The following is a 22,130-nucleotide window of genomic DNA, read 5'->3' as shown; positions in this document are numbered from 1 at the left end:
CGGGGATAAACAGTAAACCCGCCAGCATCATCACGCCCATGCCGATCGCCATACCATTCTTATAACCGACTTTGCGAATAAGCCAGGCGGATGGCAAGGCTGTAAAGGTCACTGCGATATAGAAAGAAAACAGGATCAACGACGCTTGAAAGGGATTGAGTTGCAATATTTGTTTCAAATACGGCATCAAAGACCCATTCAACCAAGTGGCGAATCCGAGGATGAAAAAGAGAGCGGCCACTATAGCCATGGGGAGAAAGCTGCTTTTTTGCTGGCTTTTATCGAGTGTCATTTCCATAAACCTGCTTCTTATAGTAATTAATTATTGAGGTGATAACGGGGGTTTAAATTAATGCCTAAGTTCCCGAATATCCGTATCGCGACTCGTCCGCAATGGCTAATGTTATCATCCAAACGCACCATTGTTTCAGTGATGTTAAAACAAATAACACAAAAAGACAACGCTGTCATTTAATAAATTCTCGCGAATATTCCCTCGTAATCATCAATTGGCCGATAGCTAAGTTGTAACTCACATCCATAAAATAATGTAAAAAAAGCCGCAGACACTGAGTGCGTGCGGCTGATCTCAAGCTATTAAGCCAACTGACTAAATTCTGACAAAAATATTGCGGCGATACATCCAATATAAAACCAGCCACTGCACCGCGAGCAAGCTGATAACCGCAGCTAACGCTTGAGCGCTTTCAGGCAAGGCCAGCACTAAGCCACCAAACACGCTTTGAGCGATATATTTCCAATCCACTAAGCTCGACGCTAAGTAAATAATGATGGCGTTGGTGCCTATCACCACGAAGAAAAATGCGGATTTTTGCCACTTAAGCACATCGACTAAGGCATAGAATACCGCCAGCAGTATCATGCTCCAGCCCGACGTCACCAGCACAAATGAACTGGTCCACAGCTCTTTATTGACCGGAATAACAAGATCTAACAGCCAACCGAAGGCTAACAAAATGCCACCCGCAGCGGCGAGCAATCCCACTTTAGCCCACTCACCTTTAGGATGGGATTTAACAATAAAGTGGCCGACAAACACACCCGTTAACGCATTGACGATGGCGGGAATAGTCGACAGTAAACCTTCAGGATCGGGCGTGCGTCCCTGATAGCTCACGCCGGGTAATAAAATCGAATCGACATAGGCATTGATGGATTCCGTTGGCGAGAGCACGCCGGCCTGTCCACCAGGGAAAGGCAACCAAAGTTGCATTGCGCCATAACCAAGCAAAATGCCCAAGGCGACGATAATTTGGGTTCGTAGACTCGTGTGCCACACCAATAATGCGGCAAAGAACCATGCAAAGGCGATTCGACCTAACACACTGGCATAGCGAATTTTTTCAGGATCGGCAGGCGCGCCTGTACCCCAACCGTGATTGTATAAAATGCCCAGTAATAGCAATAAAAAGAGTCGTTTAATCCCGTGACGATACACAGGTAATCGCTCACTCATGGGTAATTTATCTAAACGTTTGGGAGATAAACCTAAGGCCACACCAGAGAGGAAAATAAACAGCGGAAAAATCAAATCGTAGAAGTTAAAACCATGCCATTGGCTATGGTGCATCTGTTCATCGCCCCATTGCCAGCCTGCCCAGCCAGTTAGAATAAGCAAGCCACCAAACAAAGCCTCACCGCCCAAAATCCAAAACATATCGAAGCCGCGCAGTGCATCCAGCGACATCAACCTAGGTTTATTCACCTTTACTGGCGCAATTGCATTTGTCTGTGTCGTCCCCATGCCATCATCCTTTATTATTGTTATTAAAAGCTTTTATAAAAGTTGAGCAAAACTAATACTGTTTAAAATTAGTGCTGTACAATAAAAAACTTAGCCCCTGTCATCAAAATACGACAAGGGCTATACCCAAGCTACCTGAAGATACGAATTTCAGAGCGCCTAAACTACAAAAGCAATTTAAGGGTGTGTATAAACTGCTTGTCCCGCAATGTAGTTTGCCTGCACTTTGTTCTGCACATCGAGCAAGACAAAGTCAGCCCTGTGTCCAAGTGCTAAACGGCCAGCCTTATGGTCAATCCCGAGGAACTGTGCGGGATATAACGCCGCCATTCTCAAGGCTTCCGCCAAAGGTAAACCCAACAAGTTCACAGTATTATTGACCGCAGTTGCCATATCGAGCACACAGCCCGCCAGCTCACCTGTCACGGCATTTAATCTGTCGCCGACTCTTAACACTCGAGTACCAAAGAGCTCGAAGCTAGTCTCATCCTCCATACCAACTGGCGGCATAGCATCGGTGACTAACATCATCTTGCCCCTCGGTTTTGCCCGTAGTGCAACCTTTGCCGCCGCTGGGTGCACATGGTGACCATCGACAATCAAACCACACCAAGCGGTTTCACTCTCAATCGCCGCACCAACCATACCCGGCTCACGGGAACCGAGTGGTGACATCGCATTATAAAGGTGTGTAAAACCCGTCGCGCCTGCCGCTAATGCCGCAACAACAGTATCGTAGTCAGCATTAGAGTGGCCCAAACACACCTTCACGCCCGAAGCAACGAGCGTGCGGATCACCTCTGACGACACATTCTCAGGCGCAAGCGTAACGACTTTAATCCCCAGATCTTGACGACAAAATACCGCGAGTTCAGCATCGGTTATTTCACGAATAAAACCCTGCGGATGTACACCTTTTTTAGGCACAGATAAATGTGGTCCTTCAAAATGCACCCCTAAAACGCCAGCGCTACCTTTGACTAATGCCTCGGCCACTGCATCGGCCGCATTTGCCATCACGCTGACATCATCGGTGATAAGCGTAGGTAAAAATCCGGTCGTGCCAAAACGCGCATGGGCACGGCCGATAGTTTCAATGCAATTAACACTCGGATCGGCATTGAATAACGCCCCGCCGCCACCGTTCACTTGTACATCGATAAAACCTGGCACCAGCGTTCCGGCTTGGCGGATTTCCTTCGCGCCAACAACCGTATCAAACGCCAGAATGTGCCCGTCTTCAACAGTAACTGGCACATCTTGATGGAAATACTCACCATCGAAAATACGCTCGGCGATCAAGGTGATTTTCATCGCAAACCTCTTTCAATAAATAACACGAGTGACTTAAGTCTTAAATTAACTGCGCTGACTTAGCTGCACGGGCTTAGCTGAACAGGTTTAATCGTGCAGCTGCTTAATCGCGCAGCTAAAAGTCCGCTAAATCTAATCCGCAGCACCTAAACCTCTAAAACGTTGGCCGCTTAAAGCTCGGCGGCTTAGAGCGTTTGGGTCACTTTTTTAAGGCCAGCAGGTTGATCGGGATCAATACCGCGGGCAATCGCAACCGCAGCCACATCGATATAGAATCGTTGTAATAACGCTAACGGAGCCACACGTGGGTGAATGTCAGTCGAGGTTTGATTCAGATGCACTAAATCGGCGCCGCGTTGGCTCACGTTTTCAATCTGTTCTATGTGGCTAGCGTAGGATTCATCGCCAATACACACATCAACGATAGTGAGTTTTTTCTCAACTAAGGTCACAGGACCGTGGAGGAACTCAGCGCTACTGAATGCTTCGGCATGGATTGAACACACTTCTTTTAACTTAAGCGCGATTTCCTTAGATACCGCATAACCTAAACCACGGCCAAGTACGACTAAGTTCTTCACGTCGGCAACGGATTCTGGCGTGAGTTGTGGCTCAGCGTCCACCGCCGTTTGCAGCGCTTGGGGTAAAGAAGCGACGGCGCTAGCAAGCGATTCGCTTTGAGTCCAAGCGGCGGCAAGCTGTAAAATAGCTGACAACGTTGCGAGGTAACTCTTAGTCGCGGCAACCGCTTTTTCTTCGCCGGCACGTAAAGGCACAACAACATCGACGATATCTTTAATCGGTGCGGTTTCATCATTGACTAAGGCAACACAAAAAGCGCCAGCATTTTTTGCCATACGCGCCTGCGCCAAAATATCAGGGCTACGGCCAGATTGTGAAATCACAATCACTAATGCGCCTTCGAGTTTCAAGGTCTTACCATACACACTCGCCACTGAAGGGGCGGCGGCAAACGTCGGTACGCCCGCTTCGATTTCAAATAAGTACTTAGCAAAAACACCCGCATGATCCGATGAACCACGACCAACGATCATTACAAAACGGGGATCGAAGGCGCGCAGCTTTTCACCTAACTGCTGCATGATTTCAGCGTTAGCTTCTAACTGACCAGCTATTTTTTGCGGTGCGGTGCGAGCTTCTTGCTCCATAATAGTGTTTGTCATGTCTTTTACCTTCACGTTCAAATACAGGATTTGGCTTCAGTGCCTATTTGCACTGACAACGACTTATTAAATTCTTGCTGGGCGAAATACATAGCACCGAGTTCGGGTGGTGCTAAGGTTTCTGAAATTTTGGCGACCACATCGGCACCGAGCCAGGCTTGTAAAGGCTCTGCAAGGCCACCGATCATCGAAAAACGCACCGGATTTAGGCTAAATAGCTTACGCGCCATGTCGCTAATATAATCTGCGCCCTCTTGCACTATCGCCGTCGCGACCGCGTCACCTTCACTGGCGCAATCGAGCACACTTCTGGCTAATGCGGCATAGCAACTTGATGATTTACCGGCTAGATTTTCGACAATGCCGAGCGCATCGGTGACGTTAAAGTAGCTCAGCAGCATACCGGTTAATCGGGTTGGTACGGCAAAGCCATCGAGTGCTAACAACACGTGTTCGGCGGCTTTTAATCCCAGCCAAGCACCGCTGCCCTTATCACCTAATGCAAAACCATAACCGCCAATACTCAAGCTGGTATCACCAACATGGGCATAACCGCAAGAACCCGTGCCCGTGATGATCACTGCGCCATCGGCACCGCGGTGGGCACCAATACAAGCCGTATGCAGATCTGTGGTGACATACATGGCCGCAAAAGGATGCTGCCAGTTGATCACGTCTTGATATAACCTAGGGACATTTACGCCAGCAAGACCAAGACCCGCCACCAGCAAGTGACTATCGCTCTCGTTCATGCCCGCATCCAGCAACGCCAGGCGAGTCGATGCTTCAATGGATTCAAATGTTTGTGTGAGACCATGCAGTGGATTTGCACGCCCAGCAACACCTGTCCCTAAAACGGTACCGTCTGCGCAGTAAATGGTGGCGCGACATTTACTGCCGCCGCCATCTACACCTATAAACAGTTGTTGATCTTTTGTCTGGACTAACCCCATGACACCCCTCTTCAGCTATCAATGCAGCGCTACCGTTGCTTATTATTTGCCGTTAATACAGCGCTCAACTTTAGTTAACTCAATGTTACAGCAAAAATGACAGCGTTGTCATTTACTTTTTTAAGTGATTTATGATCTAAAATCAAATTTAGGCAATCATTGACACAGAAAAACAAAAAGGCTGTATTTTATCTTTAAAATACAGCCAGATATAAAAACTGATTTAGTTAACGATTAAACTTCGGCCTTTACGAATACCATCGGCAGCTATGGCACGGACCTCAATCGGTGCAGTGACCGCCTGCCCCGCTTGATAAGCTTGCCAATGGCCATATAGGCTTCGGTATTCCAGTTTGAGTCCGGGATAGGCGATATTAGCAAACAGTTTACCCTCACGGATCTCGGCGCCGACCGTCGGTACGCGATAATCAATCCCCGCTTTATCTAACTTAATAAACTCTTTGTGGCCTAAAGTATTCGCAAGTTGTTGCCAATCCTTTGCCTGTGCATCACGCATGGTCAAAGTAAAAGCACCCGAGCTTTGGTTATACACAGCGCCTTGATATTGATAAGGCACTTCCCACGCGGCTTGATGCCAAGCACGCTCGGCCAACATCAACAAACGCGGGAACACCATGTATTCAATCGTATCGTCACTGCGAATCGACTCACTCCAAACCTGCCCTTGCAAGCCAGTAAAAGGTTTGCCTTTCTCCCTTGGACCCGAGATTTTTTTACCCGCCTCATCAAGTTTTATTCTGTCGTCCGCTTCGAACGGCTGATTTTGAATATCGGTCCATTGCTCGGCATTGGCGGCCAAGTTATCTGGCATAAAGCTAAAGACTTTATGGCTGTTGGTCGCGCGGCTCGCCCAGTAATAGCCATGCTCCTTAGGATCGGCCTCATAGGGGAAATCAAAGTACAACACCTCAGGATTAGAGAGCACGGTTTCCCAACCAAGATTCGCCTGCTGATTGGCGCGCTCATAGCCTTTATGGGCAATCACATCCCAAATATTAGACTGCACTTTAGCGGGCATATTCTCAGGGCGAACATGGCTCATGCCATCGCTCCACCCCGCAGTTTCAATGCCTTTTGCCGCTAACATAGTCGAAATTCGTTCAATAAAATAAGCGCCTAAGTCATCTATCGACTTAACGCCTTTATCGTTATTGGCGACAAATGCTAAACACTGGGGAGATTGTTTCCAAGCTCCCGCCGTTTCATCGGCACCAATGTGGTAACGCGTCAATGGTTGACCCGCGGCTTGGTGTAACTTGGCAATTTCATCAATCACTTTATCGACAAAGTGATAAGTCGACTCCATACACACGTTAAGCGTGTTGTCGTCGTAATACTGCACTGAAGAATAAACCGTTTTGTCGTTTGCATCGGATAACAAATATTGCTCAGCTGCAGTGGTTTTCCCTTCAGCTTGCAATTGACGAGCGCCCGCATCTAACGCTTTTACCGCTGTGCTAGCTTGATTTGCCGTTTCCTGCACAGTGACAACCTGCACTTGGCCCGTGTTTTGAAGCTCTACGTCTTCAGCCTGTAATCGACGAAAACGCGCATCCATCGCTTTAATCGCGGCGCGGCTATGACCCGGCATGTCCATCGATGGGATCACTTGTATTTGACGCGCCTCGGCATATTTCACTATGTCGATATAGTCTTGTTTGGTGTAATAGCCATTGACGCTAGTATCGCCAAACGGCCCACTGCCTAACTGCGGTAATAAGCAGGTATTTTCATCTAAATCATGGCAACGTTTACTGCCAATGTCGGTTAATTCAGGCAGACCATCGATTTCTAAACGCCAACCTTCATCGTCAGCCATGTGTAAATGCAGTTTATTGAGCTTATAAGCCGCCATTTGGTCGAGCAAATCCAGCAACAATTGTTTGCTGTGGAAATTACGTGCCACATCAATGTGCATACCACGGAACGGATAACGTGGGCTGTCTTCAATGGTCATGGCATTCACTTTCAGCGAATTCACATCCACAAGGCTTGCTAATGATGACAAACCGTAAGAGAAGCCCGCCGCATCATTGGCAGCGATCACTATTTCAGTTGGCTGAATATCTAAGCGATAACTGCCCTCATCCCCTTTTTGGCTGGCAAATTTCACCGTAATGCCACTCGCAGATTCAGCCACACCCAGGCGAGCTAAACGTGCCACCGCTGCCGCAACTTGACTCTTTTGCTCTGGGTTATCTTGCTGATATTCGACCTTAATACCACCAGCAAGGGATACTGGTGTATCAGTTGAATGGATCTTCACCTTTTGTGGCGTTGGGATAATGGTATCCACAGCCAAGGCGGCATCTTCACTCACGCTTTGATTGGCTTTAAATAATTGCGCGGCATCGGCTGGCGCGAGTTTATCCGTTTCAGTGCGTTGATATTGGGTTTTAAAATTCGTAAACCCTTCAACATACGGACGCGTCTCTAAACCCGTTTCGACATCTTTCCCTACCTGAGTGCTGGCGATAATGACGGGTTCTAATCCTTTTGCTGCGAGGTAATAGTTTGGCATAGCGTCGGTTTCAGCCAATTGCCACGGCTCACCACGGAACGTTAGTTGCTTTTTCTCGCCCTTAACAAATCCCTTAAAAGCAGCCGTTGGCGTAATACGATGTAAATCGCCTTTAACGTGCGTTATCGTCAACTCACCACTTTCAACCGATTGCACTGGGCGCATTTGGCTTAAATAAATTTCCCAATCCTGGCTGACTAAATCCATACCGGGCACGAAATCAATTTGAGCGACAAAACAGCGGCCATCGGCTTTATCTTTTAGGCACTTATCGTCTGGCACATTGGTCACAACACGATAAGTTACGACTAACGAATCCCCGAGTTGTTGTAACTGCGCTTGAGTTAATGCGTCCTGAGCTTGCTGTGTTTGAGCCACAGCCTTATCGGCTGACGCTGCGGAAGGCGTCACAGGCGCCTCGGTACAGGCCGCTAATCCTAAAGCCAGTAAAATGGCGCTTGCTGAAAGTGTTTTATTCATGATTATCCTTATCTAGCTCCAGAAATGGCTACAATCTGAAGGAAGTTACTAACGTCCGCAGTCTTTCCCCTTGGTGAAACAGTCGCTCGCTCGAGTGCGCTAAGTGCTCGCTATCGAGGGAGGCTGAACCTGAGACATTGGCAAGATCATTTAACGTACGAGAAATCGCTTCGGTGACGCAGGTTTGCTCCTGCGCCGCATGGGAAACTTCGATGTTCATATTACTGATATTTGAGACTAAATCAGTCACTTTAGTGAGTACTAACTTAATTTCTTCCGAGCGGTTCACGCCTTGAGTTGAAAGGGCTTGGCTCGCTTGCATCACAGTGACAGTTTCTGCCACTCGGCTCTGAACCTGCTGGATCATTTTCTGTATTTCACCGGTGGCATGTTGGGTTCGGCTCGCCAGCGTGCGCACTTCGTCGGCAACCACAGCAAAACCGCGCCCTTGTTCACCCGCCCTTGCCGCTTCAATGGCAGCATTAAGCGCCAGTAAGTTGGTTTGCTCGGCAATACTGTTGATCACCACAACCACTTCATCAATTTTTTGGGTTTCTTGCTGTAACTGTGAGACGGACAATGCCGAGCGAGCTAATTCAGATGCCAGCTTGCGGGTAATGTCTAATCCCGAATCAAACTGACGCTGACTGTCATCGACCGCTTTATCGGCCTGACTCGCCGCATCCGCGGTGCGCTTGGCATTAATCGCAACTTCGTTAGCACTGGCACTTAGCTGAGTTACAGCCGTCACTGCGGCCTCGGTTTCTTTTAGTTGGGTTTGCACGCGATCATTGTTGGTTTGCGACAGTGAACCAAGCGCTTTGGCATCGCCCAGTAATTGCCCTGAGGTTTCGTGCACTCTGGAAATCGTGGCGTGAATTTGCTCTACAAAACCATTAAATGCCTTGGCAAGCTGACCAATCTCATCCTGACTCTCAACCGGTAATCTGTGGCATAAATCACCGTCACCGCTGGCAATTTCTTCCATAGCACGGACCACATTTTCAAGTGGGTTAATCACTAAACGTTTAAGAATAATGAAGATAACAATTAAACTGCCACCAAGAATTAACAACGCCTGCAAGAAATAACCTAAGAGTAAATCTGACAACTGAGCACGAATGGGCAACATAGAAAACTGAATGGCCAATTGGCCCGTCGGATTGCCTTGGTCAGCAAAGTGAATTTTACGTTTTACCAGATACTCATCGGCCACCGTTTGAGCCTGCTGACTCTCGGCTAACACTTTACCGCGATGGTCGCTCACCACGATATGATAAATCTGCGCAGATTTAAGCATCACAGATAACACGGCTTGGATTTGTTCATAATCGTAGGTGAAGATGGGCTGCGCCATAGTGACTTGCAAATTGGCGACGGTATTGTCTTCAAACTCAGTTTCACTGGCGGCCAATTTATCACTCGCCAACCAGTAAGATGCGCCGAACAAAACGCTGACTATCATAAAAATCGCTGCTGCTAACCCAATCTGTACTTTTAAGGCTAATGTTTTCATTATGTTGCACCTTGCATACTAAAGAGATCTAACCATAATTCTGTGCGTTCTATTGGCGTTAACGGACTTAAATCAGGCGTATCGAGACGGATAATGACCCTTTGTTCAAACTTTGCCTCGCGGTACAGTTGCTCAATTTTTAGCTCGCGATTGAACATCTCATCAAAGGAGCCGTCGCTTACCATACTTTCAAGCCCAGCTAAAATGGCCACCGCAAGTTCGGGGCGCTTAGGGGACACAAAGAAATAAGCCGGCGAGCGATATTGCAGCAGAATATGGCTATCAACCTTAAGTGCGGGATCGGGGTGACTAGCAAGTTCTTCACCAATTTCCTGGGCGCCGAGGGCAAGATAATCAAAACGCCCACCTTCTAACATGGGGTATAAATTGGTGTACTGATAACTCGTCACGACGGGTAATCCATTAGCTTCTAAAATCGTGGCATCGGGCCAATAACGATTTTGCCCCGCCTTTAACTGCCTAAAATCCGCCATGGTTTTCACCTTGGCAAATCGCGTTTCATCCGCTTTGCGGATAATTAGCAGTCGATTACCGAGTAATCCTTTAAACAATGGAATGCGCACGGGTAGCACAGTTTCTTCTAATTCTTTTGAGGTCATACTCCAAAACACATCGACTGTTCCAGCCAGTGCTTCTTCGACCTTGCGTTTTTGATTCATCTGAGTCGACATTTGCTGCACTTGATAGCCGCTATCCGAACGGCGCAGTGCTTCCTTAAGCAAATTTAGCTGCCAAGTCTGCTGTATGGTGGTGACGATTGTTTTTGAAATCGGCGCCTGAATGTGAGAAACGTCAGACTTAATGGCGTCAGAGGAACCGGAATTAGAGTTTGAATTTGAATTTGAGTTTGAATTTGAGTTAGCTGCAAAATGACTTGAGGCGGTATCGGCGGCAAACACTGTGAAGGCGGCCGTCGAAAGCCCCGTCAGTGCCATGATAAACAGTGACCAGCAAGCTGCTCGTTTAGTGATGATAAGTATGGTCGTTAGTGTAAAAACATAACGAATGACACTCATCATGCCCGTCGCAATGACGCGCATCGCAGCCGTTAAATGAATCGCCATAAATTGCAGCCTCTTTTTATTATCTGGTTTTTACCAGTGAGTTTTATTTATCTATGCCGCTAACGTTCAAATGCTGAGGTAGGCATTGAAGTCATATTGTAAAAACACCCTAAAAAAATGGCTGGGCACTGCTTACAGTACCCAGCCCACGCTAGTTTCTGGGGAGAGACTATCAAAATATCAAAGACAAACGTATCGCCGCCCGACAGCAATACTCCTGCCAAACACATGAAAAGGAGACCTCATCCTCTCATGCAGACCTTACAAACAACGTATCACACAAGCAGATGACAGCGTTGTCATTATTAAAGTACACAAGAAAGAACAGGATTTCTACATTTTTTTGACAATTATTGTTATTTTTTATGAATAGACATACTTAACCATTATTATTCAATTACTTAAAATGTTTAATTTATTTATTCAAGCTTATGTGACAACGTTGTCTTTCATTGGTAACATGGCGATAACATGACAAAGTTCACGGTAGCTATCGATGAGTCCCCTTAACACATTAGTGCCCAGTAATACCCAATCTGCTCCGCGCTTAACTCGGCACTACCGAAACCTCAGTTTGATATTGCTACTTTGTGGAGCTTGGTTATTTTGGGCGAGCCATTTTCATTCGCCATTTGATCTTATCCAAGAATATGGCCGCTTTTTTTTTCTGGGTATTACAGGAGCGATATTTGCCAATTCGACGGGAGCTGGCGGTGGCGTCATCTTTATTCCCGTTTTTTCGAGCCTCAACTTTAGTGAGTCTCAAAGTGTTGCGACTTCATTTATGATCCAATGCTTTGGTATGACAGCAGGCGCGATTTCATGGTCACTGCATTATAAAAAGCGTCACCGAGAAGATGCCGCCTGGTCTGGTTTTGTGAAAGCAGCATTACTTGCCGCCTTCTTTTCTGTCTTAGGTTTCTGGAGTAGCCAATTACTACAGCTCAACTCCCCCTCTTCGCTACACACAAGTTTCAGCATCTTCTCGATTGTACTCGGTATCGCCATTGTTATTAGTAGCAAAAGTAGCACACCAATAACTCGCGCTATAAGGCCAGTCGATTTTCTTTGGCTCGCTCTCATTGGCTATTTCGGCGGCATTATCACAGCTTGGTTATCGGTAGGCGTCGGTGAATTAGTCGTCATTTATCTGATGTTACGGGGACTATGCGCCAAAATGGCGGTCGCCACCGGCGTCATTGTCTCTGCAATTACAGTTTGGTCGGCAAGCCCTATTCATATTTTTTCAACAAATAGCCATGCCCTCTTTGAGTTAGTGTTATTCGCAGGCCCAGGTGCCGTCATCGGAGGATTACTCGCTCGTAAATTAGCGCTATATCTCCCAGTAAAAGTATTAAAACTTTTTTTCTCCATATGGATAATTTTGACGGGTAGCGTCATGTTGGCGAGTTAAAAACTCTAAAATTGATTCATATTCATTGCTTTAATTAAAAACTAGCATAAGTAAATCGCATAGTTTGATGCCACCAATACAGCATGGCACCATTCTTTAAATGTTATTTTTCCATGACTAAATCAATTAAACTAAGAGAACAAAGATGCGCATAAATCACAGAGTAGAATCCACGTTTTGCAAAATCTAACATGACTACTTCTTCTAGCTCATGCATTTTTTGTTCATCAACGGTATAAATACCATTAATATTGGTCTTAGTTCCATCCTGAGCATTTACAGTTAATGTTCTAGGCTGCAATAGATCATGCTGTATTAAAATACCAATAAAATGTTTTGTCATTTCCTGATAGTTAGCCTGAAGACTAGCTAACTCTAGTTGTGTATTGAGATAAGCGGTGTTATCGCCATCAGTTGTAAACAAAGAATTACCTCCGATTTCGGACACCGACGAATTATTTAGATCAATTCCAATAATTATTTTATTATCAGAATAGCTCGCACCGAAAGGATACAATTGAACTTGAATAGGTAAATAACGCGATATCCACCTACCGTTTATCATTAATTTGTTCGAATTTTCTTTTAAAGATGTAATAGCTATAGGTAAGAATTCACCTGTTTGAGCATTTTTGGTAAATATAATGGGGAAACTAGTCGCTGCTGACATGAACTCTTGAACCTGAAGAGGCAACATGTGCATGTTTTCAAAAATTTTATAGTCAACAATATTGTTTACTTTTAAGTGTCTATGAATAGAATTATTCAAAGGGACATAATGTGTTGTCATCTTTTTTTTCCTTGTTAATGTTTTTATGCAATTCATAAAAATCTATATGGATTGCAATCCGTAGAGACGGATTTTATCAAGTAGTTCTCTATGTTCTGGCAACTCACTTATCATTTTACTTTTTAACAACTTCATCTTAGCCAAATGTTGAACAACGCGTTTATCAACTTCCGCATTGCTATAAGTTGGGCGAGTAAAATACTTCATACCATAAAGTACATATAAATAATTTTCTCTGTTGAACACTTCAAACTTTGAAGGAAAATCCTCTGCGATTGGAATAAAATTTCGCCACATTTTAAGACGTTGTTTTAAGCCCTCAGGGATTGTTTTATCAGAACGATTATCGCGCCAGAAAGCTGAGTCAGATCTGTCAGATAAGCAATAGTGCAACTTAGCAAATTCGACGACTCTCTCCCACGCTTGAGAAACTGTTTCATTAAAACGCTTAGCAAGATAATCAATATCATCTTTATCAGAAGGAAATCGTTCTGCAAGAAATCGCGCAGAAAAGTCCGTGAGTAAAATAGATGTTGCTTCTATCGGTTCTAAAAAACCTTGCGCTAAACCTAATGCGACGCAATTTTTTACCCAAAACTGTTGACGATAGCCAACTTTCATTGGGATTTTTCGAGGTGTAAGCTCTGCAAGTTTACCACCTAAGTACTGGTCAAATTTATCTTCAGCTTCAGCATTACTCATATGATCATTTGAGTAGACGAATCCAGTTCCGCGCCTTTGTGTAAGGGCGATATCCCAAATCCATCCCGCCTTATGGGCAGTTGCAATAGTAAATGGAGGAATTTTTTCGAAATCCTGTGTGGGCACTTGAGTAACTAACGCTGTATTAACGAAGAGTTGTTGTGACTTATCGATAAATGGTACATCAAACCTTTTTGATAACAAAATAGATTCGAAACCACTGCAATCAATGTAAAAGTCAAAAATTAGCTCGCCTTTGTCAGTCAACAGTGAGCGAATTGAACCATCTATACCAAATGAAACATCATTCACAGTTGCGTGAACATGTTCAACGTTAAAGCGTTCAGTCGCATTCTTAGCTAATAGCATGGCAAACTTAGCGGCATTAAGGTGGTAAGCATAACCCGTAACTCCACTATACTCCGGAGTTGTTATGAATTTTGGAGCCTTATTCTCTTCACAAACGGCATGTTGTGACGAGACTAAATCTGCAAAGTGCTCCCTAGGATTAATTAACCAATATGGTGTTAAATCCTCACCAAATGGACTCGGCATATCAAAAAGGTGATGATAAAAATTATTGTTACCGTGTTTAGTTCTATCTAACCAATTTACAAATTTTATTGACTGTTTAAAAGTTACATCACAAGAATTTATAAATTCTGATTCACTTATTCCAAAACTAGATAATGTTTTACGAATCGAGGGGACAGTCCCCTCACCTACACCAATAATAGGGATATCAGGTGATTCGATGAGTGTAATAGATAACTCTGGATTATCCTTTAAAACTCGCCCTATGTGATTAGCGGCTAACCAACCAGATGTCCCACCACCAACAATCGCTATCGTTTTTATTGTCATACCATGATTCCAAAATTAAGCATGGATATATAATTTGATCTCTTACATCACGAAAATTAACACATTTAATTTAATATTTTATAGAAAATAATAAAAAGCCTAGCAAATGCTAGGCTCTTATCAATCACAACATCTACATTAGAAGCGTAATGCTACACCCAGTTTATAACGGGCTTCACCATCGAAGCTCCATACTGGATAGTTATCTTTAAATTCACTGATAACACCTTCAGCATCTACAGGTGATACACCTTTTTGTACGCTATCTTCTTCAAGCAAGTTAACCACTTCAAAAGTTAACGACAGATAATCTGTTAGATTATAGCTCGCACTTAAATCTAAGGTACCATACGCTTGATGTTCACGGTTACCATAGAACCCTGGTAATTCACGCATCATGTATTCAGAACGCCAGTTATAAGCTACGCGAGCAGAAAAATCATCCATTTCGTAGTAACCAACTAAGTTTACAGTATGTTTGGATGAGTCAGAGAATACTCCAACACGATCTGCATAATTTTCAGCTGGTGATGAAGCGTCTGCAAATGTGTAGTTAACAGAGTAACCTGAACCACTATCGAATGAATCTTGTAACTGAAGCTCGATACCGTCAATTGAACCACCGTTAGCGTTATAATTCTCACTCACTGTCCAACAATCGTAAATACCTGCACCACATGTACTACCGCCGGCAGCAATTAAGTTAGGATCTTCAATACCGATTTGTTGATTCAGTTTTTCTCTTGTAGAGATGAATGAACTCACATCTTTAATAAAATATGTTGCAGCAAATAAACCTTCACCACTGAAGTACCACTCCAAGCTTACATCTGCTTGTGAAGCTTTAAAAGGCTGTAAATTCACGCTACCTGTGACTTTCTTCTCATTGCCAGGAGTACCGTCATTGAAACCTGGTAACTTAGACGTAGCGAATAAATCAGCATAATTTGGACGTGAAATAACTTGAGCGGCAGAGGCTCTTAAAATTAAATCACTGGCAAGGTCAAATGCAATGTTCACGCTTGGTAACACATCGTTATAACTGGCTTTATCAGTACTTAAGCCATCTGCGTAAGTACCTGTTTTACTAAATGCATAATAATCAGACTCAACATCAGTAGAAACATATCTTAAGCCAAAGTTACCGCGCACACCTTCACCAGCAAATGTAGCCATAGTATAGAGTGCTAAGTTCTTTTCTTGCAGAGTGCCATATCCAGACTTATCAAGAGTAAAACCATCAATAGCTGCATAAGCATCATTAATCATGTTATCAAAAATTGGTTTTGGTAACGTGAAGCCAGCACCTGATGACATAGTGCCAGAATAATAAGCCGAAGCATCTTTTGCCACTATATTGGATGATTGGGCAGCTTCTGTCGTCTGTGTAACATCATGATCAGCATAGCTAATCCCTGACTTAAATGATGTGATAGCGCCTAGTTCAACAGGAATAGTAATGTCAAATGTCGCAAATGACTCTTCATCTGTATTAGGTTGTTTTTTGAGCGCCCAGCCCGCTGTTTCTAATTGCCCATTGAAATCTGAAGCATCAAATGAGTTATTAGCAATGTTGATTCCAATTACATCACCAGTAGCATCATAAGTACCCGCGAAATCTTCAGGCTTACCAATAGACTGACCATAGTTTGAAGTTATATCGGTACCGCCTTCAGCTTTAGTTTTACCGATACGCCCTTCTAATTTATAAGCATCTGCTTGATATGCAAAATCTAAATCAATAGTGTCAGATGACATGCTAGCTTTACGTGCCCAAGTTTGAGCCCAAGCAAAACCGCCTTTACCTGTGTGTTCAACTAATGTACAAACACCTGCAGCATTTTTCTTAAGGCAAGTATTTTCACCTTGTTGAGTAGGGAATAAGAAAATTGAAGTGTTAGCATTGTTTGCATCAAGTTGAAGGCTCATCAAATTCAAACCAAACTCAAGATTGTCAGTTGGTCTGTATTGGAATGCAGCATTTACAGCTGTTCGTTCACGATCTTGCTGGAATGTGGTCGGAACGATCTCTCCCCAACCAAGCAAAGACTCAATACCATTACGTTGATATTGAGTTTTATCCAAAGAACCTGCAACTAAGAAACCAAATTTTTCATCTTCCGTTTTCCAGCTATAAAGTCCTGAGGTTTGCGGGTCTATCTCTTCAGATACAGTGCCATAATCTCCCTTAGCACTTAAGAATACTGAATTAGCATCTAAGTCTAATGGTTTGCGGGTTTTAACAATTACAGTACCGCCAATACCACCTTCAGCAATATCTGCTTGAGATGATTTAAACACTTGAATACCACCAACCATTTCTGGTGGTAATAAGCTGTAATTGAAACTACGGTCAATTGCTTGTTGGTCGAACCAACCCGTTGAAGCCACAGAATGACCATTTAACAGAGTACTGGTTAATTGGCTAGAAGCACCACGGATCGATACTTGCTGACCTTGACCAAACTGACGGTTCACTGCGACACCAGGAATACGACCTAATGACTCCCCCACGTCTCCATCAGGAAACTTACCAATATCTTCAGCAGTAACAGCATCTACTACAGCATCAGAAAAACGTTTATCGTTAACTGATGCCTTCATTGATGCTCTCATACCGCGAACTTCAATTTTTTCAATATTTTCAGGCGCTGCGGTGGTTGCCGCGGCATCTGCAGCGACAGCGCTGATGGATACAGCACTGCCGAGTAGGATAGCAATATTTGTTGCTAGTACAGTTTTCTTAAAGATTGATGGTCGCATCTCGTTTCCCTTCCATAACTTTATTATCGTTTTTAGTATTCATAACCATTCCTTGCGGAATGACAACGCTGTCATGTCTAGTGCAAACATTACACAATAATTAACAGCCTTGCCACAACAAAATAACGATGGAAGCAAAAAAATGTCATAAAGCAGAATTTTGAATCAGTGATTTTATTAAAAATCATTATAAAACATGAGCTTTAATATTATGACGTAAATTTACAACTCCAAGCATAATTGTAACAACGATAAATTAACGCCAATTTGTAACAATTCAGGATTGCTAAGCACATCAAAAGCTCGCACTATAAGACGCATAAGTAAGAAAATACTGATAAAAATGTAAGCTTGTAAATTGCTGGTAAAGAATTTACGTTCATAGAACAGTTAACCCTTCGCGACCTTAGACAAAGAGTTTTTACATCAATGAAAGTCACTATCAACGACGTAGCTAAATATGCTGGAGTGTCTATCAAGACAGTATCACGTGTCACCAATAACGAACCTTCAGTGAAGCAGGCCACAGTTGACAAAGTGAACGAGGCGATAAAAGCACTTAACTACCAACCGAATTTAGCGGCGAGAAACCTCGCGGGTACTAAATCCTATGCTATTGGTTTTATTTACGATAATCCAAACGCTTACTACATTATTGATATGCAAAATGGGATCTTGGCAGCCTGTAAAGACAAGGGCTATGAACTTGTCATCCACCCTTGCAATGCCAAATCAGAGACCATTTGTGATGAGCTTACAGCACTAGTCAAATATTCTAGGCTAGCGGGACTAGTACTGACGCCTCCCTTGTCAGAAGATCCGAAAGTACTCAAAGCGCTTACTGAGATTGATGCTAACTATGTGCGCATTATTGCAGGTGAAAAGGACAACGATCAGAATGGATTGACTATTTTAGTCAACGATAAATTTGGTGCAGTTGAAATCACCCAGCATCTGATTGACTTAGGCCACAAGCATATTGCGTTTTTAAGTGGGGATTTACACCATGAATCCACCAAAGAACGGTTACTTGGTTTTAAACAAGCATTAACAATAAATGGTCTAAAACTGAATGAAAACTACATAATTGAAGGGAAGTACTCATTTGAGTCTGGTGTTGACGGTGCGAATAAGCTTATTAAACTAAAACATCGTCCGACTGCGATTGTGGCTTGTAATGATGAAATTGCCGCTGGAGCACTTTTTGCGGCTCGTTTAGCGGGTTTAGATATCCCTGCAGACTTATCGATTGTCGGTTTCGAAGATAGCCCATTCTCACGTCAAACCTGGCCTAAACTCACCACAGTACATCAGCCAAACGCAGAAATAGCGCAAGTCGCAACGGAATTATTAATCGCAAAACGTCGCGAGCAAGATGCGATATATTCTAAGACCTTTACACCTGAACCTATCATTCGTGACTCGTCGGCAATTCCTAAACAATAAAAAAGAGAGCATATTTGCTCTCTTTTTTGCCCTACATTACATAGAAATCAATGTAATTTGAGCTTTGGACGCTGCCACCTCAATAACTTTTGTGCCACTCGATACACTATTGCCGAAAACCAACCATAAAGGCTGGCTAAATGCCTCTGATACAAAGAGATATACATCAATCTTGCTATATGCCCTTCAACAAAGAAAGTGCCAGAGCGTAGGTTCCCCATCAAATTGCCTACCGCAGAGAAGCGGCTTAAAGACACTAATGAGCCGTAATCTTTATAAATAAAGGCCTTTTCAGGCTTACCTTGTAATCGATTAACGATATTATCAAACAAGGTATCAGCCATCTGTGCCGCAGCTTGCGCCCTTGGTGGAACAGGCTGACCAGAACTTTGGATCAATAGAGCGCAATCGCCAAGGGCGTAAATATCTTGATGGCCCTTAACTCGCATGCAGTCATCAACTTCAACTTGATTTCGCGGCGTAATGGGCAATTTTGTAAAGTTCTGAAACGCTTTTGGCCCTTTTACACCTGCCGCCCAGACTTTTAAGCCCGCTTTAATCACATCCCCATCTTGGGTAATAAAACCATCACGAGTCACTTCTTTAACTTGAACACCGATATGTAAACGTATACCTATCTTATCAAGAACTGCCTGCGCCCTAGCGCTCACACGCTCAGGTAATTGGGGGAGAATTTTGGGTGATGCTTCAATCAAATGCACATCAAGATGATGTTTAGCAATATTCAGATAGCCATACTCTTTAACGGATTCAATCACATGATGAAGTTCTGCCGCTAATTCAACACCGGTCGCACCAGCACCAACAATGCCAATACTGACTCTTTCTTGTGTTTCGTTTAATTGGAGTAATGCGTCGAGTAATTTATGATGGAATAGATTGGCATTTTCGAGGCTATCTAAGAAGATGCAGTGTTCATCAGCGCCTAATGTATTGAAACTATTAGAAACACCACCAAGAGCAAGGACTAAAAAATCATAATCGATTTGTCGCTGCTCTAAGAGTAACTCGCCTTCGTCATTATAGACGGCGGCTAACTGAATCGATTTAGCGTCAGGGTCGCACTGCTCTATATCACCGCGAATATAGCGGTAACCATTTTTAAGCCCATGATCGCGGTAGAGTAAACCTTCAATAGATTGATCGATCACGCCGACAGCAACTTCGTGTAATTTAGGCTTCCAAATATGAATAGGACTTCGGTCAATTAAGCAGACATCGACGACATCGCTACCGCCCCATTTACGACCCAACTTAGATGCAAGTGCTAAACCAGCTGCACCACCACCCACGATCACTATTCTTTTTGTAGCCAAAATGACAACCTCATAAAACTCATTTGCGAGGCTCAGTTATACCATGTTACAGATAAGAGATAACTACATTAGTTCAGTAAAACTGACGATTTTGCATTAAAGATATTTCAGAAACTCAGCCGTACTTCCATCAGCTTAGCCAACAAAAAAGGGCCACTAGGCCCTTTAGAATCGTTCTTAAGCAGCTTATACCGCTTCTTCGTTTTCTTCACCAGTTCGAATACGGATAACACGTTCAACATCAGTGACAAAAATTTTGCCATCACCAATTTTGCCTGTGCGAGCAGTTTCAACGATCACATCAATAGCTTGGTCGAGCAGATCATCCTGGATCACTAATTCTATTTTCACTTTTGGCAGAAAATCCACCATGTATTCAGCACCACGATAGAGCTCTGTATGCCCTTTCTGGCGACCAAAGCCCTTGACTTCAGAAACCGTCATACCTGTAATGCCAATCTCAGCAAGGGATTCTCTTACGTCGTCTAATTTAAATGGCTTAATAATGGCTTCAACTTTTTTCATTAAAAATTCCTCATCCCTTGCAATAACATAAACAAACAGAATAACACTAGCTTACACGGGGTTAGGTCAACATTGAAGTGAATGTAGTGCTTTACTCATAAAACACAGTTTCTACAAAATCGCTTTTAGCACATAAAAGTCTAAAAAAAGCACTATAACTATAGCGCCAGACTTTATACTTACATTCTAGCCAAAACTAACTCGCTCGCGGGATGCAAGCGCAAAATAACAGGGATTTGTTATGAACACTCATCAAAAAGGCTTTAGCCTAATAGAACTTATCACTACGCTATCGATTTCAACCATCTTGTTTACTGTGGGTACGCCATCCTTTACGGATCTCAGCGATCAAATAAGAGCGGATTCCAATATCAGGACTATCCAACAAACACTCATGCTGGCTCGAAATACGGCGATTAATTATGGATATAGAGTTACTGTTTGCCCACTCGTGGATGGAAAATGTACTCAAAATTGGCAAAAAGGATTAACTGTATTCATTGATTCTGATACGGTAGAAACCTTAGATGTTAACGATAAAGTCATTCGTATTATTGATGAATTTGATACAAAAGACTTTTTAAAATACAACAAAAGCTCGATAAAGTTTCAACCCGATGGATTGGCTTCAGGAAGTAATGGTACTTTCAAATACTGCCCAAGGACCGTAGATAGCAAAAACTCCCGTGCAATTGTTGTTAATCAGGCAGGTAGAATTCGATTTTCTACAGCTAAAAATATCAGTTGTAATTAGATCAATATGTGTATTTCCGTATTAAAAAAATTCAATTATATAAAACCTTGAACAACAACTTATTGGTTATACTAAAAATATAGAATAGGTACTGACCATTAGTACTCTCCTCGCATATACTTAGTTAAGTTTTAACGAGGATATTTATATGTTAGTAATCTCAAAAGGGTTCACATTAGTAGAACTGATGGTAACGATCGCTGTCGCGGCAATTTTGTTAGCAATAGGCGTTCCATCACTTACGTCACTATACGAAGGGACACGCAGCACTAATGAAATACGAAAAATTAGCGATGTGTTTGCCTTTGCAAGAAATCAAGCCGTCAACTATGGTGCCACGGTTACTGTTTGCCCATACGCAGCATCTCCATGCGGTACTGACTGGAATAAAGGATTCAGTGTTTATATTGATAATGGAGGAGCAAAAAATGTACTCAAAGTAATTGATAGTTTTAATGAGCATGATGTCATTTCACTATCGGGGCCAGCTGATAAAAAAGTGGACTTCACACCAGATGGCTTAGTATCAGTCGAAACATCAATAATTTATTGTTCAAACGGGAAAAGTGACGGTTCTAAAAGCCTTAAGATTAGTACTTCAGGTTTGATAAGAGAAGGCGCAGATGGGCAAAGCTGCACATAGACTAAGGGAGACTAAATCTACCGTTCACTACCCTAAAGTAATATTATCCTTAA

17 protein-coding genes are annotated in these 22,130 nt (G+C 43.4%); 4 read left to right on the top strand and 13 right to left on the bottom strand.

The annotated features are described in order from the left end of the window. From BM607_RS22035 to BM607_RS00245, 8 genes are all read right to left on the bottom strand, one after another. A partial coding sequence (locus BM607_RS22035) for an MFS transporter (protein ID WP_349289756.1) occupies nucleotides 1-292 on the bottom strand: 292 nt, incomplete at its 3' end. A gap of 318 nt (nucleotides 293-610) precedes the next feature. Beyond that, a complete protein-coding gene (locus tag BM607_RS00275; RefSeq protein ID WP_071939242.1) occupies nucleotides 611-1,765 on the bottom strand; it encodes a transmembrane glucosamine N-acetyltransferase NagX in 1,155 nt (384 codons plus the stop codon). 177 nt (nucleotides 1,766-1,942) lie between these two features. Beyond that, complete coding sequence (gene nagA, locus BM607_RS00270; RefSeq protein ID WP_071939243.1) at nucleotides 1,943-3,079, bottom strand: N-acetylglucosamine-6-phosphate deacetylase; 1,137 nt, start codon at nucleotides 3,077-3,079, stop codon at nucleotides 1,943-1,945. 185 nt (nucleotides 3,080-3,264) lie between these two features. After that, nucleotides 3,265-4,263, bottom strand: a complete 999-nt coding sequence (locus BM607_RS00265; protein WP_006084998.1) for a glucosamine-6-phosphate deaminase NagB-II — start codon at nucleotides 4,261-4,263, stop codon at nucleotides 3,265-3,267. A 17-nt stretch (nucleotides 4,264-4,280) separates the two neighbouring features. After that, nucleotides 4,281-5,216 carry an N-acetylglucosamine kinase gene (locus BM607_RS00260; protein WP_071939244.1) on the bottom strand — a complete coding sequence of 312 codons (936 nt, stop codon included), beginning with the start codon at nucleotides 5,214-5,216 and terminating at the stop codon, nucleotides 4,281-4,283. 223 nt (nucleotides 5,217-5,439) lie between these two features. Next, nucleotides 5,440-8,238 (bottom strand): family 20 glycosylhydrolase, encoded by a 2,799-nt coding sequence (locus tag BM607_RS00255; RefSeq protein WP_071939245.1) that lies wholly within the window; start codon nucleotides 8,236-8,238, stop codon nucleotides 5,440-5,442. 28 nt (nucleotides 8,239-8,266) lie between these two features. Then, on the bottom strand, nucleotides 8,267-9,754 hold the full coding sequence (locus BM607_RS00250) for a methyl-accepting chemotaxis protein (RefSeq protein ID WP_071939246.1): 1,488 nt from the start codon (nucleotides 9,752-9,754) through the stop codon (nucleotides 8,267-8,269). After that, complete coding sequence (locus tag BM607_RS00245) at nucleotides 9,754-10,839, bottom strand: transporter substrate-binding domain-containing protein (RefSeq protein ID WP_071939247.1); 1,086 nt, start codon at nucleotides 10,837-10,839, stop codon at nucleotides 9,754-9,756. The genes BM607_RS00250 and BM607_RS00245 overlap by 1 nt, the downstream gene beginning before the upstream one ends. Before the next feature lie 496 nt (nucleotides 10,840-11,335). Here BM607_RS00245 and BM607_RS00240 point away from each other — a divergent pair, with 496 nt between their 5' ends. Continuing rightward, entirely contained in the window at nucleotides 11,336-12,253 is a 918-nt protein-coding gene (locus BM607_RS00240) for a sulfite exporter TauE/SafE family protein (protein ID WP_071939248.1), read from the top strand. Between the two features lie 103 nt (nucleotides 12,254-12,356). On the opposite strand, the gene BM607_RS00235 is transcribed toward BM607_RS00240, so the two are convergent. The 3 genes from BM607_RS00235 to BM607_RS00225 all read right to left on the bottom strand — a co-directional run bounded on the left by BM607_RS00235 (nucleotide 12,357) and on the right by BM607_RS00225 (nucleotide 17,372). After that, nucleotides 12,357-13,043 (bottom strand): SapC family protein, encoded by a 687-nt coding sequence (locus BM607_RS00235; RefSeq protein ID WP_071939249.1) that lies wholly within the window; start codon nucleotides 13,041-13,043, stop codon nucleotides 12,357-12,359. Nucleotides 13,044-13,085: 42 nt separating this feature from the next. Continuing rightward, nucleotides 13,086-14,609 carry a tryptophan halogenase family protein gene (locus tag BM607_RS00230; RefSeq protein ID WP_071939250.1) on the bottom strand — a complete coding sequence of 508 codons (1,524 nt, stop codon included), beginning with the start codon at nucleotides 14,607-14,609 and terminating at the stop codon, nucleotides 13,086-13,088. A 138-nt stretch (nucleotides 14,610-14,747) separates the two neighbouring features. Beyond that, on the bottom strand, nucleotides 14,748-17,372 hold the full coding sequence (locus BM607_RS00225; protein WP_071939251.1) for a TonB-dependent receptor: 2,625 nt from the start codon (nucleotides 17,370-17,372) through the stop codon (nucleotides 14,748-14,750). Between the two features lie 429 nt (nucleotides 17,373-17,801). On the opposite strand from BM607_RS00225, the gene BM607_RS00220 reads away from it, so the two are divergent. Continuing rightward, nucleotides 17,802-18,818, top strand: coding sequence for a LacI family DNA-binding transcriptional regulator (locus BM607_RS00220; RefSeq protein WP_012588319.1), 1,017 nt, complete (start codon nucleotides 17,802-17,804; stop codon nucleotides 18,816-18,818). Nucleotides 18,819-18,865: 47 nt separating this feature from the next. On the opposite strand, the gene BM607_RS00215 is transcribed toward BM607_RS00220, so the two are convergent. Further along, nucleotides 18,866-20,155, bottom strand: coding sequence for an NAD(P)/FAD-dependent oxidoreductase (locus BM607_RS00215; protein ID WP_071939252.1), 1,290 nt, complete (start codon nucleotides 20,153-20,155; stop codon nucleotides 18,866-18,868). 186 nt (nucleotides 20,156-20,341) lie between these two features. Beyond that, on the bottom strand, nucleotides 20,342-20,680 hold the full coding sequence (glnB, locus tag BM607_RS00210) for a nitrogen regulatory protein P-II (RefSeq protein WP_012088533.1): 339 nt from the start codon (nucleotides 20,678-20,680) through the stop codon (nucleotides 20,342-20,344). Between the two features lie 241 nt (nucleotides 20,681-20,921). Here glnB and BM607_RS00205 point away from each other — a divergent pair, with 241 nt between their 5' ends. Together BM607_RS00205 and BM607_RS00200 are read left to right on the top strand one after the other, a co-directional pair. Beyond that, nucleotides 20,922-21,434: a GspH/FimT family pseudopilin gene (locus BM607_RS00205; protein ID WP_012088532.1), complete on the top strand. Its 513-nt coding sequence runs from the start codon at nucleotides 20,922-20,924 to the stop codon at nucleotides 21,432-21,434. Between the two features lie 148 nt (nucleotides 21,435-21,582). Then, nucleotides 21,583-22,077 carry a GspH/FimT family pseudopilin gene (locus BM607_RS00200; RefSeq protein WP_011846088.1) on the top strand — a complete coding sequence of 165 codons (495 nt, stop codon included), beginning with the start codon at nucleotides 21,583-21,585 and terminating at the stop codon, nucleotides 22,075-22,077. Nucleotides 22,078-22,130 lie beyond the last annotated feature (53 nt).

It is taken from the genome of Shewanella sp. SACH (genome assembly GCF_001887095.2).
GTDB lineage: Bacteria > Pseudomonadota > Gammaproteobacteria > Enterobacterales > Shewanellaceae > Shewanella > Shewanella baltica.
Note: the sequence above shows the minus strand (reverse complement) of the source record. Positions and strands in the feature narration are given on the sequence as shown.